General features: G+C 41.9%; 15 protein-coding genes. 8 read left to right on the plus strand and 7 right to left on the minus strand.

Annotation, left to right across the window (positions count from 1 at the left end):
• Nucleotides 1–195: 195 nt before the first annotated feature.
• A complete protein-coding gene (locus tag FTV34_RS03305; protein WP_159123256.1) occupies nt 196–690 on the minus strand; it encodes a hypothetical protein in 495 nt (164 codons plus the stop codon).
• 128 nt (nt 691–818) lie between these two features.
• Between FTV34_RS03305 and FTV34_RS03310 the strand changes: the two genes are divergently transcribed.
• The 6 genes from FTV34_RS03310 (at nt 819) to dapC (ending at nt 7,843) form a co-directional block, all read left to right on the plus strand.
• Complete coding sequence (locus FTV34_RS03310) at nt 819–1,547, plus strand: AzlC family ABC transporter permease (RefSeq protein ID WP_171505577.1); 729 nt, start codon at nt 819–821, stop codon at nt 1,545–1,547.
• On the plus strand, nt 1,544–1,891 hold the full coding sequence (ygaH, locus tag FTV34_RS03315) for an L-valine transporter subunit YgaH (RefSeq protein WP_159123254.1): 348 nt from the start codon (nt 1,544–1,546) through the stop codon (nt 1,889–1,891). The genes FTV34_RS03310 and ygaH overlap by 4 nt, the downstream gene beginning before the upstream one ends.
• A gap of 47 nt (nt 1,892–1,938) precedes the next feature.
• Nucleotides 1,939–2,619 carry a hypothetical protein gene (locus tag FTV34_RS03320; RefSeq protein WP_257226099.1) on the plus strand — a complete coding sequence of 227 codons (681 nt, stop codon included), beginning with the start codon at nt 1,939–1,941 and terminating at the stop codon, nt 2,617–2,619.
• Nucleotides 2,620–2,746: 127 nt separating this feature from the next.
• The gene (gene purT, locus FTV34_RS03325) at nt 2,747–3,961 is read left to right on the plus strand and encodes a formate-dependent phosphoribosylglycinamide formyltransferase (RefSeq protein ID WP_180068880.1); all 1,215 of its coding nucleotides are present in this window, start codon (nt 2,747–2,749) and stop codon (nt 3,959–3,961) included.
• Nucleotides 3,962–3,984: 23 nt separating this feature from the next.
• Nucleotides 3,985–6,651: a [protein-PII] uridylyltransferase gene (gene glnD, locus FTV34_RS03330; protein WP_179993077.1), complete on the plus strand. Its 2,667-nt coding sequence runs from the start codon at nt 3,985–3,987 to the stop codon at nt 6,649–6,651.
• 22 nt (nt 6,652–6,673) lie between these two features.
• On the plus strand, nt 6,674–7,843 hold the full coding sequence (gene dapC, locus FTV34_RS03335; protein WP_180068871.1) for a succinyldiaminopimelate transaminase: 1,170 nt from the start codon (nt 6,674–6,676) through the stop codon (nt 7,841–7,843).
• A gap of 130 nt (nt 7,844–7,973) precedes the next feature.
• Here dapC and FTV34_RS03340 read toward each other — a convergent pair whose 3' ends face one another.
• Nucleotides 7,974–8,450: a glutathione peroxidase gene (locus tag FTV34_RS03340; protein ID WP_004784130.1), complete on the minus strand. Its 477-nt coding sequence runs from the start codon at nt 8,448–8,450 to the stop codon at nt 7,974–7,976.
• The gene (msrB, locus tag FTV34_RS03345) at nt 8,447–8,866 is read right to left on the minus strand and encodes a peptide-methionine (R)-S-oxide reductase MsrB (protein WP_004784131.1); all 420 of its coding nucleotides are present in this window, start codon (nt 8,864–8,866) and stop codon (nt 8,447–8,449) included. Before msrB ends, FTV34_RS03340 begins: the two co-directional genes overlap by 4 nt.
• A gap of 152 nt (nt 8,867–9,018) precedes the next feature.
• On the opposite strand from msrB, the gene FTV34_RS03350 reads away from it, so the two are divergent.
• Nucleotides 9,019–10,254, plus strand: a complete 1,236-nt coding sequence (locus FTV34_RS03350) for a pyridoxal phosphate-dependent aminotransferase (protein WP_004784132.1) — start codon at nt 9,019–9,021, stop codon at nt 10,252–10,254.
• A 210-nt stretch (nt 10,255–10,464) separates the two neighbouring features.
• A complete protein-coding gene (locus FTV34_RS03355) occupies nt 10,465–11,667 on the plus strand; it encodes a YbfB/YjiJ family MFS transporter (protein WP_180068873.1) in 1,203 nt (400 codons plus the stop codon).
• A 74-nt stretch (nt 11,668–11,741) separates the two neighbouring features.
• Here the strand turns inward: FTV34_RS03355 and FTV34_RS03360 are convergent, their stop codons facing one another.
• The 4 genes from FTV34_RS03360 to FTV34_RS03370 form a co-directional block, all read right to left on the minus strand.
• A complete protein-coding gene (locus tag FTV34_RS03360) occupies nt 11,742–13,730 on the minus strand; it encodes an acyltransferase family protein (protein WP_180068875.1) in 1,989 nt (662 codons plus the stop codon).
• 89 nt (nt 13,731–13,819) lie between these two features.
• Nucleotides 13,820–14,383 (minus strand): M23 family metallopeptidase, encoded by a 564-nt coding sequence (locus tag FTV34_RS03365; RefSeq protein ID WP_179993073.1) that lies wholly within the window; start codon nt 14,381–14,383, stop codon nt 13,820–13,822.
• Nucleotides 14,384–14,544: 161 nt separating this feature from the next.
• Entirely contained in the window at nt 14,545–14,673 is a 129-nt protein-coding gene (locus FTV34_RS17885) for a hypothetical protein (RefSeq protein WP_004784138.1), read from the minus strand.
• 337 nt (nt 14,674–15,010) lie between these two features.
• A partial coding sequence (locus FTV34_RS03370; protein WP_151760394.1) for a transposase domain-containing protein occupies nt 15,011–15,106 on the minus strand: 96 nt, incomplete at its 5' end.

The following is a 15,106-nucleotide window of genomic DNA, read 5'->3' on the forward strand; positions in this document are numbered from 1 at the left end:
TTATTAAACATTTAAAATGACTCCAAAAATTAACTTTTATCTCTAAATCGCTTGATTATAAGTCAATTATAGGACTTTTTTAACGATTCATGAAAATATTTCCTAATTTTAATTATTGTTTATTTATATAAATAGAATCGTTTTTTATAACAAAAAAGCGGAACCGAAGTCCCGCCTGAAGATTATAAAACCCGATTAAGACTGTTCAGCTACTGCATTACCTTTCTGCTTTGGATCAGTATTTCCCAGTTCAGGATGAGCAATTGCTCCCTGACATTGCTGTTTATCACGCTCATAGTCGGCCTGTTTCTGTGCCACGCTACTGCTATTTTCAACGGTACTACGTGCCCAGATTTCCAGACTGGTTAAAGCCTTACGACATAAGGCATATTTTCCTTCCGTCACTGAGTCAGTCATTTTCACATTAATGCGCCAGTCAGTACTCAATTTACGGGCCGGTTGACGTACCTGAGCATCAATCTGCTCCATTTCCTTGTTATAGACCAGCGGATCGACTTCATTCATGAATTGCCATGCAGCATTAGCATAAGTCGTCGCATCATTGGAGAGTTTAGGTGCCGCTTTAATTTCGGCCTTTGGCGCTTGACTGTCATTTCCACAAGCTTGAAGAAATAAGGTGCTGCCGATTAAAACACCGACCAGCATTGCACGTGTCTTGAACATCAACATATCAGAATCGCCAGTTAAACATTTCGGCACTATGCTAGTAAATTCGCGTACAATACACAATCTTGATTTAATCCCTGTTTTAACTCTCTCCCTTAAGGTGTTTTGTGTCTGACCACAATCCAGTAGCGATGCAACCTGCCGGTTTCTGGCAAGGTGCCAAAGATAGCCAGGCCATTATATTTACTTACCTTCCGGTCTCCTTTGCCTTTGGCGTTTCTGCCACCCAGTTCGGCTTTACTGCCTGGGAAGCCTTATTTCTGTCCTGCTCCATGTATGCCGGTGCCAGTCAGTTTTTAGTTGTAGCGTTACTTGGTAGCGGTACTTCGATCTGGATGACGGCACTGACCGTGATTGCTTTGGACATTCGCCATCTTTTATACGGCCCAGCTTTACAAAACCTGATCCAAGATCGTTTAAACCTGAAGAAAACCGCAGTCTGGGCTTGGGGACTCACCGATGAGGTATTTGCCTCTGGCATGATTAAACTGTCGCAACGGCGTCAGGAATGGTCTGAATCGTGGATGCTGGGGTTGAGTTTATTCAGCTGGCTGTCCTGGGCAACAGGTTCTTTTCTCGGTGGCTTATTTGCAGATCAGGTCAGCAACTTACCGCAATTTTTACAGGCAGCTTTAGACTTCCTGTTACCTGCCCTGTTCTTAAGTTTCCTGCTCGCTGCATTTGAAAAGAAACATACCTTTGTCGTGACCATCACAATTATTGTCTCAGCGGTTGCCTGTTATTTTATCGATTTGTCCGCTGCGATCTTTATCGGCATCAGTTCCGGCATTTTGGCCGGCCTGTTCAAGCACTATGTGCTGAAAAAACCAGATCCTGAATATGCAGGAGATCAATCATGAATCTTGAAATTATTTTGGTCGGGATTATTGTCGGGATTGCCAATTTTGCCTCACGTTTTGGTCCATTCTATGTGATTCAAAAATTTCAGCAGGGTTCGCAAAAACGTGGTGCGCTATGGTTGAAAATTGCCTTGGGTTCGATTGGAATTGCTGCCATCAGTTCCATGCTGGTTGTGGCGACCTTACCGCCCTTACTGGAAACGCCAGATAAAAGCTTTGCCATGCTGATCGGTTTTATTGTACTCGCTGGACTGTATTTCAAGTTCAAGAAAATTGTCATGGCGACCTTAACTGCAGCTTTAACTTATGGCCTGATCTATACCTATATCTCTGTACCTTTTTAAGCCTTTTAGAAAATTAAAAATCTCATTCAAGACTTATGCTAAATTAATTGCATAAGTCTTTTTTATATAAGAAAAAAAGTAAGGAAAATATTGGCATGTTCGAGCCAAAGCAAATAATTGAAGGTAAAATATTTATTCATTATCGACGTGATGAGATGTTAGCTATTTTTAGCCAATATGAATTACCCGGCTGCTATTTTGAATGCCTTATTAATACACAGAATTTTACTGGTCATTTTGTAGAAGTGGTTGCTGAACCCGCAGATCATATCTGTGTCATTTATATTCAGAAGCATGGCAAAAATAAAATCATTGCCCTCTACAATCAGACTCAACAGGTAATCCATCTGCATCCCAAACAAATCATTTTTAGCCGATGGAGCCTGCTACATAAAGGCATTCCAAATCTCATTTATGTATTTTGCTTTAGTATAATTTTACTGTTTCTATTTTTTGCACTTGTCGCAGTGTCAAATCATCAATTCCACTTTTTCACTGTATTCTTAGATGCACTGCAATTTTCAGGATTTGGTTTATTGCTATGGATATTTGGTTTTATCTGTCCTTTTGTCATTCCCTTTTATGCCTTTAAGAGAATACAAAGTCTGAAACTTCTCCATCAACTTCAGCTCAATGACAAGCAAATTCTGCATATGGAAAAACCCAATCCGCAAAACCGGATTTATCATTTAAACCCTATGAAAAATACAATAAAGCGAACTGCCTGATTTCAGATGCAATTCTCTATAAACTTTTATAAATAAAACTGCTGGCCAATATCACAATTTTGTATGAAACTCGGCTTATCTCGGCATTGAGTTCTGTTATGCTAAAAGTCCATAAAATCAAGCATGGATAATACACATGAACGTGACTATTGGTACTCCTCTTCAATCTTCAGCTTTTAAAGTTCTATTGCTAGGTTCAGGAGAACTAGGTAAGGAAGTGGTGATTTCCTTGCAACGTTTAGGTATAGAAGTTCATGCTGCAGATCGTTATGCAGATGCTCCTGCCATGCAGGTGGCACATTTTTCTTATGCCTTAAATATGGCAGATGCAGCGGAACTCAAACAGCTCATTCAAAAAATTCAGCCGCATCTCATTGTTCCTGAAATTGAAGCGATTGCAACAGAAGTACTGGTTGAAATCGAAGAACAGAATATTGCAACTGTAATTCCTTCTGCTAAAGCGGTTAACCTGACCATGAACCGTGAAGGCATTCGTCGTCTGGCGGCTGAAGAACTAGGCTTACCGACCTCTGCTTATCGCTTTGCCGATTCTCTGGAATCTTTCCGCGCAGCCTGTGATGACATTGGTTATCCAAACTTTGTGAAGCCGGTGATGTCTTCTTCAGGTAAAGGCCAATCTCGCGTGAAAAGTTTTGAAGAAGTCGATGCTGCCTGGGAATATGCGCAAACAGGTGGTCGAGTTAATCAGGGCAAAGTGATTGTCGAATCACAGATTGATTTTGATTTTGAAATTACCCTGCTTACTGTGCGGGCTAAGAATCCTCAAACTGGCGAAATCGAAACCTCATACTGTGATCCAATCGGACACCGTCAGGACTCAGGCGACTATGTAGAAAGCTGGCAGCCTCAGTCAATGAGCCCAGCTGCTCTGGAAGAATCAAAACGTATCGCCAATAAAGTCACCACGGCATTGGGCGGTTGCGGCATTTTTGGTGTAGAACTCTTTGTCAAAGGCGACAAAGTATGGTTTAGTGAGGTTTCACCTCGCCCGCATGACACTGGTCTGGTCACTTTGGCTTCCCAGTTCCAGAGTGAATTTGAACTGCATGCCCGTGCTATTTTAGGCTTACCAGTCAATACAGCTCGCCATAGTGTGGCTGCCAGTGCCGTGATTTACGCAGGTGTCGATGATCGCAATCTTTCATTTTCTGGCCTGAATCTTGCTTTAGCCCATGCCGATACCGATTTACGCCTGTTTGGTAAACCTGAAGGTTTTAAACGCCGCCGTATGGGTGTCGCGACTGCGCGTGCAGAAAGCATTGAACAGGCTCGCGAGCTGGCTCAACAGGTTGCTGACCAAGTTAATGTTCATCAAAATTAAGTAAATACAACGGACCACTGTTCATGATCAATACCTCCCCGCTGCTGAATTACATTAAAAGTCACAATGACATCAAAGCGATCAATCAATGGCGTAGCGATGTAGAAAATCAGCTTCAGGAATGTTTTGAAAATGGACAGTCCATCCGTGACATCATTCAGGCCCGTTCTAACCTGATTGATGAAGCCCTGCAATTTCTGTGGAATCATGCTGAACTTGATCAGACCGATTTGGCGCTTTTCGCAGTCGGCGGTTATGGCCGCCGCGAAATGCTGCCATATTCAGATGTCGATATCATGATCCTCTCTGAAGATGATTTCACTTCAGAGCAGGAAAAGCTGATCTCCAGCTTTATTTCTTCGCTTTGGGATGTGGGCAATTTCAAACCGGGCATCAGTGTTCGTACCATCAATGAATGTGTCAATCAGGCCAGCAGTGACCTTACGGTAGCGACGTCCTTGATCGAGGCACGCCTGATTATTGGCAATGAAAATTTAACCAAGTGGCCACGCCGGATCGTGTCACAAACCTGGACTGATAAAACCTTTTTTGATGCGAAAATGGACGAGCAGCACAAACGCTATGCTCAGCACAATAATACTGAAAGCAATCTGGAACCGGATATTAAAAATGCACCGGGCGGTATCCGTGATATTAACCAGATTGGCTGGATTGCCAAACGTCATTTCCGTGTCAACCGTATTTATGACCTGGTGCATCTGGGCTTTATTTCAGAGTTTGAACTTGCCGTACTCGAAGAAGCTGAAAGCTTTCTCTGGGAAATTCGTCATCATTTACACCGCCTGACCAAGCGCGATGAAAACCGCCTGCTGTTTGATTATCAACGGGATATTGCAGCGATGTTTGGCTATACCCGTGAAGAAGGTCAGTCACCGAACTATCCAATCGAACAGTTCATGAAGCGCTATTACCGTAGCGCGCAGCAGGTTTCGACTCTGAATGAAATGCTACTGGCTTATTTTAATGAATCAGTCATTACCCCACGTTTACCCCAATATGAACGCCAGATTGAAGAAATTAATGAAAACTTTAAACTGGTCGATGGCAAGTTAGCAGTTCAACATCACAAGATTTTCTCGGAAAAGCCAAGTGCCATTCTGGAAATCTTCTATTTGCTGGCCAATCGTCCTGAAATTGAGGGTATTCGTGCTCGTACTTTACGTCTGCTTACTCTGGCAGCTAAACGTATTGATCAGGATTTCCGTGATAATCCGGTACACCAAGCCCTGTTTATGGCCATCATTCGTTCACCGCATCGCCTGTACGAAACGCTAGTTGCGATGAAACGTTATGGTGTTCTGGGCAAATATATTCCGGCTTTCGGACAGATTACCGGCTTGATGCAATATGACCTGTTCCATATCTATACCGTGGATGCACATACCCTGCTCTTGATCCGCAATCTGAACCGCTTCAAAGAACCCGAATTTGCCAAAGAATTCCCAGTGGTCAGCTCCGTGTTCCAGCGTCTGGCACGTCGTGACATTGTTTATCTAGCGGCTATTTTCCATGACATTGCCAAAGGTCGTGGCGGTGATCATAGTGAGCTTGGTGCAGCCGATGCGATTCAGTTCTGCCGTACCCATGGCTTTACCGAACGTGAATGCAATCTGGTTGCCTGGCTGATTGAAAACCATTTATCCATGTCAGTGACCTCACAGAAAAAAGACATTTCCGATCCGGATGTGGTCAAAGAATTTGCTGAAAAAATGGGAGATATGGAGCATCTGGATTATCTGTATACCCTAACCGTGGCAGATATTAATGCGACCAATCCAAAACTCTGGAATACCTGGCGTTCATCTTTGATGCGTCAGCTCTATACGCATGCGCGTGATGTCATCCGTTCCGGTCTTGGTCGTCCGGTTGATTATCAGATGCTGATTGAAGATACCAAATTCGAAGCCAGTGAACGTCTGGTAGAACATTTCTCGCTTTATGACGTTGAAAAAGTCTGGCAGGAACTGGGCGATGACTACTTCCTGAAAGAATCTGCCGATGAAATCGCCTGGCATACCCGCGCCATTCTGGAACATGGCGATAATCCTGCACCATTGGTATTAATGCGTGCACATCGTAAATATGCACAGGATGCCGTGCAGATCTTCATCTATACTCAAGACAAACCAAATCTGTTCGCTACCACGGTTGCTGTTCTGGATCGCATGAATCTGGACGTTCAGGATGCCCGGATTATTACCGCAACCAAAGCTTTCAGTCTGGATACCTATGTTGTCCTTGACCGTTTTGGCACGTTATTGACCGATCCGGAACGTGAGGCAACTGTCATTGAAGCCTTACAGGATGCCTTAAGTCATTCTGATGAATATCCAGGTCTGATGCAGCGCCGGATTCCGCGTCAGTTACGTCATTTTGATATTGAAAATACCGTCGATATCACCCTTAATGAAGCTTTAAACCAGAATATGGTTGAAATTGCGACACTTGACCATCCTGGTTTACTTGCGAAAATTGGCGGTTTATTTATGATGCAGGGTCTGGATATTCACTCTGCCAAAATTGCTACGCTTGGCGAACGTGCTGAAGATATTTTCTTTGTCACCAAAAAAGATGGCAGCCCAATGACCCAAATAGAGTCTGACAATTTTGCAGCGGCATTAAAAGCTGCTCTAGATGAGGCCTCACATCAGGTCAATGCTCAACACTAACACACTGCTCGGTAACACATTCATGAACTCTAACTTGTCTTTATTGCACCCATATCCGTTCGAAAAGTTGAATAAACTTTTCGCGGATATCCAGCCTGCAAATATGCCTTTGATTCCCCTTTCGATTGGTGAACCAAAGCATCCAGCACCCGAGTTCGTGAAACAGGCGATTATTGATAATTTTCAGCATCTATCGACTTATCCAAACAGCAAAGGCTTGCCTGAATTACGTGAAAGCATTGCCAACTGGCTGACTCGCCGTTTTAAACTCAATAGCATCAGTGCAGACAGCAATGTATTACCGGTTTCCGGTACCCGTGAAGCGATCTTTTCTTTTGTCCAAGCTTTGATCAATCGTGAAGATGCGCCTTATGTGGTGATGCCGAACCCTTTCTACCAGATTTATGAAGGTGCTACCCTGCTTGCAGGTGCAAAACCTTATTTCATTAACTGTACTGAAGAAAATGATTACTTAGGTGATTTTGATTCAGTTCCGGCTGAAGTCTGGGAAAAAACTGCCCTGTTATTTGTGTGTACACCGGGCAACCCAACAGGTGCTGTTCTTTCTAAAGAACAGTTTAAAAAGCTGATTGCACTGTCAGACAAATATGATTTTGTCATTGCTTCTGATGAATGTTATTCAGAACTCTGGTTTGATGAAGCACCGACAGGTTTACTGGAAGTGTGTGCAGAAATTGGCCGAGATGACTATAAAAACTGTGTCGTTTTCCATTCTCTATCTAAACGTTCTAATCTGCCAGGCATGCGTTCAGGCTTTGTTGCAGGTGATGCAGCTTTACTCAAACCTTATCTGCAATACCGTACTTATCATGGTGCAGCGATGCCGGTGCAGCATCAGTTAGCATCAATTGCTGCCTGGAATGATGAAGCCCATGTAGAAGAAAACCGGGTACAGTATCGTGCCAAATTTGATCTGTTCCAGAAAGAATTAGGGCACTTGATCCCGCTGAAAAAACCGGATGCGGGTTTCTACTATTGGCTAAAAGTAGACAATGATGAGGTTTTTGCCAAAATGCTAATGGAAAAAGCGCATATCAAAGTGCTACCAGGCCGTTACCTGTCTCGTGAAACTACGCAAGGCAACCCGGGTGAAAACCATGTACGGTTGGCATTAGTCGCTGATCTGGCACAATGTGAACAGGTAATTCAACGTTTAAAAGCGATTCTTTAATCTTTTAAGAGCTAAACACAAATAAAAAAACCCACTTTCCAGAAGTGGGTTTTTTATGGATATTGGCTACAAATTATTCTTCTATTTCACTTATTTTCTATTCATTAGAAATTAGACATTTCAAATAAACTTATAAAACCTTTTCAATTTCTGTTTCGAGATCTTCAGGTTTGGTGGTAGGTGCAAAACGGTTTAATACCTTGCCATCACGACCAATCAGGAATTTGGTGAAATTCCACTTAATACCATTTCCTAGAATTCCTTTAGAATTATTGGTCAAGTAACGGAAGATCGCATGCGCTTCTGGGCCTTTTACATCTACCTTGGAAAACATCGGGAAAGAAACCCCATAATTTTTCTGACAAAATTCACCGATCTGTTCATTTGAACCTGGATCCTGTCCGCCAAACTGATTGCATGGAAAACCTAAAACTTCCAGTCCCTGCTCTTTATATTTCTGGTAAAGCTTTTCCAGACCTGCAAATTGTGGAGTGAAACCACATTTACTCGCGGTATTTACGATTAAAAGTACTTTTCCTTCATAATCTGCAAGCCGTTTGTTTTTCCCATCTAACAACTCAGCTTCAAACTGATAAATGCTGGTCATGGATAAGTTTCCTCGTCAGTTTTTTCTTGTGTTTGTAATTCTAAAGAGGCCGAGTTTACACAATAACGTAAGCCAGTCGGTTCCGGACCATCCGGGAAAACGTGTCCCAAATGTGCATCACAATGATGACAAACAATTTCTGTTCTCACCATACCATGTGAAGTATCAGGTAATTCTTCTACAACTGAGCTGCTCACAGGACGATAGAAGCTTGGCCAACCGCAACCGCTGTCATATTTAGTGGTTGAAGAAAACAGTGGTGTACCACAGCAACGGCAGACATAAGTCCCTTCTTGTTTTGTATTCCAGTACTTACCTGTGAATGCCGGTTCAGTTCCTTTTTCACGCGTAATGCGAAACTCTTCTGGTGATAACTCTCTTTGCCATTCCCGGTCTGTTTTATTGAGTTTTCCCATCACTAACTCCTTTAAATCTTTGACATTCAATGTCATGCTTCAGTACTTCCATATTTACGCTAGAGATGAAAAAATTTCTAGCGAAATTTCAGCATAGATTGTGATATTTGCGTAATCTATAGGTTTAACTTAAAAATTAATTGGATGGAATTATGTCCGGTATTGGTAACACCCCCCCTCGCGAGATCAAAAAATCGTCTAAGCTTGAGCATGTTTGCTACGACATTCGCGGACCAGTGTTACGAGCGGCCAACGAGATGGAAGAAGCCGGACATAAAATTATTAAACTGAATATCGGGAATCCCGCCCCATTCGGCTTTGAAGCCCCGCAAGAAATCATTAATGATGTTGCACTGAACCTGCCAAATGCGATTGGTTATACGGATTCCAAAGGGATTTTCCCGGCACGTAAAGCGATCTGCCAGTATTACCAGCAAAAAGGCATTCTGGATATGCACGTGAACGACGTGTATGTCGGCAATGGCGTATCTGAACTGATTGTAATGGCGATGCAAGGCCTACTGGATGACGGTGATGAAATGCTGATTCCAATGCCGGATTATCCATTATGGACTGCGGCAGTGAACCTGTCTGGCGGTACTGCGATTCACTATAAATGTGATGAAGAAGATCACTGGTATCCAGATATTGCGGATATGGAAAGCAAAATCACGCCAAATACCCGCGGGATCGTGATTATCAACCCAAATAACCCGACCGGTTCGGTTTATCCGCGTCATGTATTACAGCAAATTGTGGATCTAGCGAAGAAATATGACTTAATCCTGTTTGCAGACGAAATCTATGACAAGATCGTTTACGATGGCATTGAACATGTGTCAGTAGCTTCGCTTGCAGGCAAGCAATTATGTGTATCGTTCAACGGTTTATCTAAAGCCTATCGTATTGCTGGCTATCGCTCAGGCTGGATGGCAATTACTGGTGATAAATCACGTGCAATGGACTACATTGAAGGCTTGGATATGCTGGCTTCAATGCGTCTTTGCGCGAATCATCAAGCACAATATGCAATTCAGACTGCACTCGGTGGCTATCAGTCTATTAATGACTTGATCCGCCCAGGTGGCCGTCTATATGAACAACGCAATATTGCCTGGGAAATGCTAAACGAGATTCCAGGGGTGTCTTGTGTGAAGCCTGAAGGTGCAATGTACTGCTTCCCTCGTCTTGATCCTGAAATCTATCCGGTTGAAGATGACGAGAAACTGATGCTTGATCTGTTACGTGCTGAGAAAGTTCTATTGGTTCAAGGTACTGGTTTCAACTGGCCAACACCGGATCACTTCCGTGTGGTATTCCTGCCAGCAGAAAATGAACTGCGTGAAGCGATTACCCGTTTAGGCCGTTTCTTGGCAAAAATGCGTTAATTTATAAAATTAATTCCAAAAAACCGCATTCATGAATGCGGTTTTTTATTGTCTAAAAAGTTCCGCGATAAGCTTTACAGATATTTACAATAGAAGCATGCTGTTAATCCAGAATTTTTCTTTTCAATAAAAATCTATTCAGCCTTTTCTCCTTTAGCTTGATGATTCATGCTATTTTTTGAACAAATATAAAACTTCAAGAGTACATGGATGTCCTCAAATACGGTCAAGCTTAGTCTTTTTCTCTGCCTGAGCATGTGCTTAGGCATCGGCATTCTGCGTTTTTCCTATACTGCCCTGTTACCTGGTACACGTGAAGCCTTTGTCTGGAGCGCGAGTTTTGCCAGCCTTTTAGGTAGTGCCAATCTACTGGGTTATTTAATGGGTGCTTTTGCAGCGATGCGCTTACCTCAAGACCGAAGCATAAGTACCTATATCCAGCTTGCTGCAATAGCTGGAATGGTTAGCCTATTCTGTTGCGCTTTTTCAGGGTTTTCTGAAATCTGGTATATCAGCTGGCGCGTGATTTCCGGTATTAGTGGTGGCCTGCTCATGATTTTGTCACCAAGTGTCGTGGCTCAGTGCTGTGATTTAAAAGACCGTTTTAAAATCAATTTTATTGGTTTTAGCGGGATTGGATTAGGGGTTTTATTAGCTACCCTGTTTTTGCCTTATCTTGACCAGATTTCCATACGTACGGCCTGGCTGATTTTATGTGGGTTTGCCCTGATGATTTGTATCTGCTTAAGCCTACTGATACCACAATTTAAACCCTATCTAGCTAAACAATCTGTTTCTCATCCTGCGCAAGCACCTTTAAATACAGTCTTTTATAGTTTACTGGCGGTTTATGCCTGTAGCGCATTTGCCTATATTCCGCATTCCCTGTTCTGGATTGACTATCTCAGCCATGAACTAGGATTAAGCTTGTTCTGGATTAACTTTAACTGGATTCTATATGGTTTGGGCAGTGCCTTAGGTGCTTTTTCAGCCTATATTCTGGCAAGAAAATTTGGCAATTTTACTGCCCTGAAGATTCTTTATAGTGTGTATATTCTGGCGATTTTTATTGCGACTTTAAATGCTAATCCATTCCTGACTTTTAGTTCTTCTTTCTTTACCGGGATGTTGAATCCAGCTGTAGTTTTCCTCACCTCTTATACCATTTTGCAACTGTATGGACTGGCCTATAAAAAGCTTTGGAGCATTGCGACTCTATGTTTTGCTGCTGTTCAGCTGATTGGAGGATTGAGTTTTAGTGCCCTGCAATATCTAGGATTGAACTACCATCAACAGTTTATGCTGGCAGCTTTAGTTTTATTAGCCGGAACTTTGCAATTGGTCTGGAATACACGTTCTTCCAAATATAAGATGGGTGAGCAACCAGTTTCTGTTCAAGAAGAAAAGAATTAAATAAAGATTAAAATCGGTCAATGCCCCAAATCCCAGGGAATAAAACCACATCATTAAACGTGGTTTTATTCCATTTAATCTTTCTTCAAATCTTTAAGCGGGTTACCAAACTGTTTTAGATATTCAACACCCAATTGCCGTGAACCCTGATCATTAAGATGATTATCATCCTTAAAACGATACAAAGGCACATCATTCAGCATCGTTTTACATGCCTGCTGATCACAGATGACTTTGGTTGGATCAACGATTTTCAATTGCGGATATTTCAGTTTTGCTTCTGCCAAAATCTGATTGAATTGCTTTAAATGTGCTTTATAACTTTTTCGAGAAACTGTACATGAAGCGTCTCGATGAAGAATCTCTTTACGAATATTACAATCAGATGGAATCCCTTCCCAGTCTAGATGTGGTACATCATTAATTAGCACCACCTGATCACTAGATTGATGGGCAATTTCTAAGGCTTTTATCAAACCTGCTTTAAATATCTCTTCCTCAGTATGATGGACACTATCTTTAAGTTTTACATCATCGTCAAAATATTGTGCATAAGAGCCTGCCAGAATAATCATTGGATAATGGGTTTCTTTAAGATGTGCAGTAATAGCATCATTACGTTTTTGGAATTTGGTCAGTTCTTTCCATTGATTCAGCTTTAACTCAAATCGCTGCACACCTGGCAGATAAAAAGTTGAACTTTGCGTTGCATCATAACCGCGTAAATTGGCATCCTTTGCCCATTCGTCCAGCATTGCTGTATAGGCATTGGCATGCGAATCGCCAATCAACAGGAAATCAATATCTTCTTTAGATTGTCCTAAGACACAATCTTGAGCATTGGGTAAAACATTTGGATCCGCGGTATCCATGCAGTTACTACGAATCACATGTGCATACGTGTGTAATGCTTCCTGTTTGTCATGCACCGATTTTGGAAAACGCTCCGGGAAACCTTCATGTGTTTTGATGGTTTGGGCGATCGCAATAAAACTGACTGCAGGTAACAGAAATCCAAGAATAATCACTTTATAATTTGCAGCCATCACAAAGCGTTTCAGGGGTGTTTCAGCCAGTTTATAAGTCAGAAATGCACATATAAGTGATAGGAAAACAATAATAATCTGATTTTCCAGATTCAAGGGCAGCATATAAATGCCAAAGAGCACGATTATCGGCCAGTGCCATAAATACAGAGGATATGAAATTTTGCCAATCCATGTACTAAGACGATTACTTAGCAATAAATTACGTGAAGCTATGGATTGTCCCAGATAAATAATCAGTGCTGTTGCAATACATGGGATCAATGCCATCAGTCCTGGGAATGGGGTTTGCTGATCAAAATAAATTGCAGTTGCAAATAGAACACTTACCCCAGCCCAGACCAATCCCTGTAATAGTTTTTTTGGCAGATTCAGTTTTGGCAAGCAGCTAATCAATGCACCAATCAACAACTCAAATGCTCGTACCGGCATACTATAATAAGCTTTGGCCGGATTATGAGTCAGTTGCTGCTGGGCGTATATAACTAAAGCGACAATGAATACACTAATGACAAGCCAAAGATATTTACGCGAGGTCTTACTCAAGAATAGCCATAGCAAGAGCGGCCAGAAAATATAAAACTGCTCTTCTACGCCCAATGACCATAAATGTAATAACGGCACATTTTCTACATTCGGGCTGAAATAATCTCCTACCTCATTCCGCATATACAGATTGGCAATAAGCACAGTCGCATACATGACGCTTTTAAAATATTCCGTCAGCTCACCCGGCAACATCACCTGCCAGGCAATCAGGCTGACAATTGCCAGTACAGTAAAATATGCAGGTGCCAGACGGATCACACGTTTCTTATAAAACCGTGCAATTGAAAATTGCTGCAACTCAATATCGCGCGTCAGAATGGTCGTAATGAGATAACCGGAAATGACAAAGAAAATATCAACACCAATATAGCCGCCAGAAAATAATGACCAGCCGAGATGATTGAAAATGACCAATGATACTGCAATAGCTCTCAGGCCATCGATATCTGGTCGATAAGCAAAACTCATAAAAACAGGAAAAGCGGGAGATACGCTATTTTATGCTTTTCAATCTTTAGATGGCGATCTTTTACATTTTTTTTTACATTCACCTGCGCTTATTCCAATTCTTCTACCTTTAAATAAGGATAAGGATTAGTCGCACCTTCTCCACTGAGATAAATCCCATAATGCAAATGTGGTGGTGTATTTTTCGCATTACCGGTATTACCGACATAGGCAATGATTTCACCTGCTTCTACCCAGTCTCCTTCCTGAATATGTTCAGCATAATCCTCCAGATGCGCATAATAATGTTGGCTTAAATTCGGACCAGTAATCCAGATAACTTTACCTCCTAAATTATTGGTTCCAATCTTGCGGACGATCCCTTGGGTCGCACTGACTACCGGTGTACCTCGTTGAGCAAAAATATCGGTTCCTTCGTGTTTACGTCCCTCACTGCGCGCTCCACCCCAAGTATCCTGAATCTGGCGAGGTTTTACTCCTTGTACAGGAATTTCTACCGGTCTAATCAGCTCAGATTTTTTTAATTGCCAGTACAGATACGGGCTTTTCCAGCCCGCTGGCTCACCTGATGGCGGTGGCTGACAGGCAGTAAGTAATATACTTAAGGAAAATATTAAAAGCAGGATTTTGGGAATTTTCACAATAGCTCGCATTGCCATTTAATGAGTGGTTCGTTTTATCTTAAGGAATACAGAAAAATTTAAAGTCAAAATCCTGTTATTTTTAGTGATGTTTTTTCCAGATTATTTGTCGGAAACAGTCTTAAAAATAACAAAACCCTCAGCTGAGGGTTTTGTTGAATCAAGTCTAAATTTTATTTACGCTTTTTCGCACGGGATGGTTTAGAGGGTTGCTGCTGTTGCTGTTGTTGCTCTTCATTTTGAGCACTGTCCTTTTTATCCTTTTGCTGAACCTGCTTATGTTTTGCTCTTGATTTAGCCATAGCATAAACTCCTTTGGAGAACTGTCTCTATCACTGGAAGTTGCATTAATCACTCTAACCTTTATATAAAATAAGCCAATCGCTGAGCTGTATCTAAATACGTCAATGTAAAAGCATCTTTATTAAGTGATTCAATTCTGACTAGATCTTCATCCGAGGTATTTACATCGCTTACATAGCGTTGCATGTTGATACCTATTTTAACTCTGAATATAAATATGGTTTTCTGAATGAAACCCTTCAAAAAAACTAACAATAGATGCGGGTCTAACGTGATGATCCAAATTTAATATTGGTGTATTCACCGTAAGCGTCCGCTGAATCCCATGCCTATTTTTTAATTTTGGTCGGATTTCCAGCGGTGTGGCAGTAATTCTTCTATTTGGGTCACTTTATGCGTCGGCAGCCTTTTCAGCACATCACTTAAATAGGC

Origin of the sequence: Acinetobacter sp. YH16038 (assembly GCF_013417275.1) — a bacterium.
In the GTDB taxonomy this organism is placed as follows: Bacteria; Pseudomonadota; Gammaproteobacteria; order Pseudomonadales; family Moraxellaceae; genus Acinetobacter.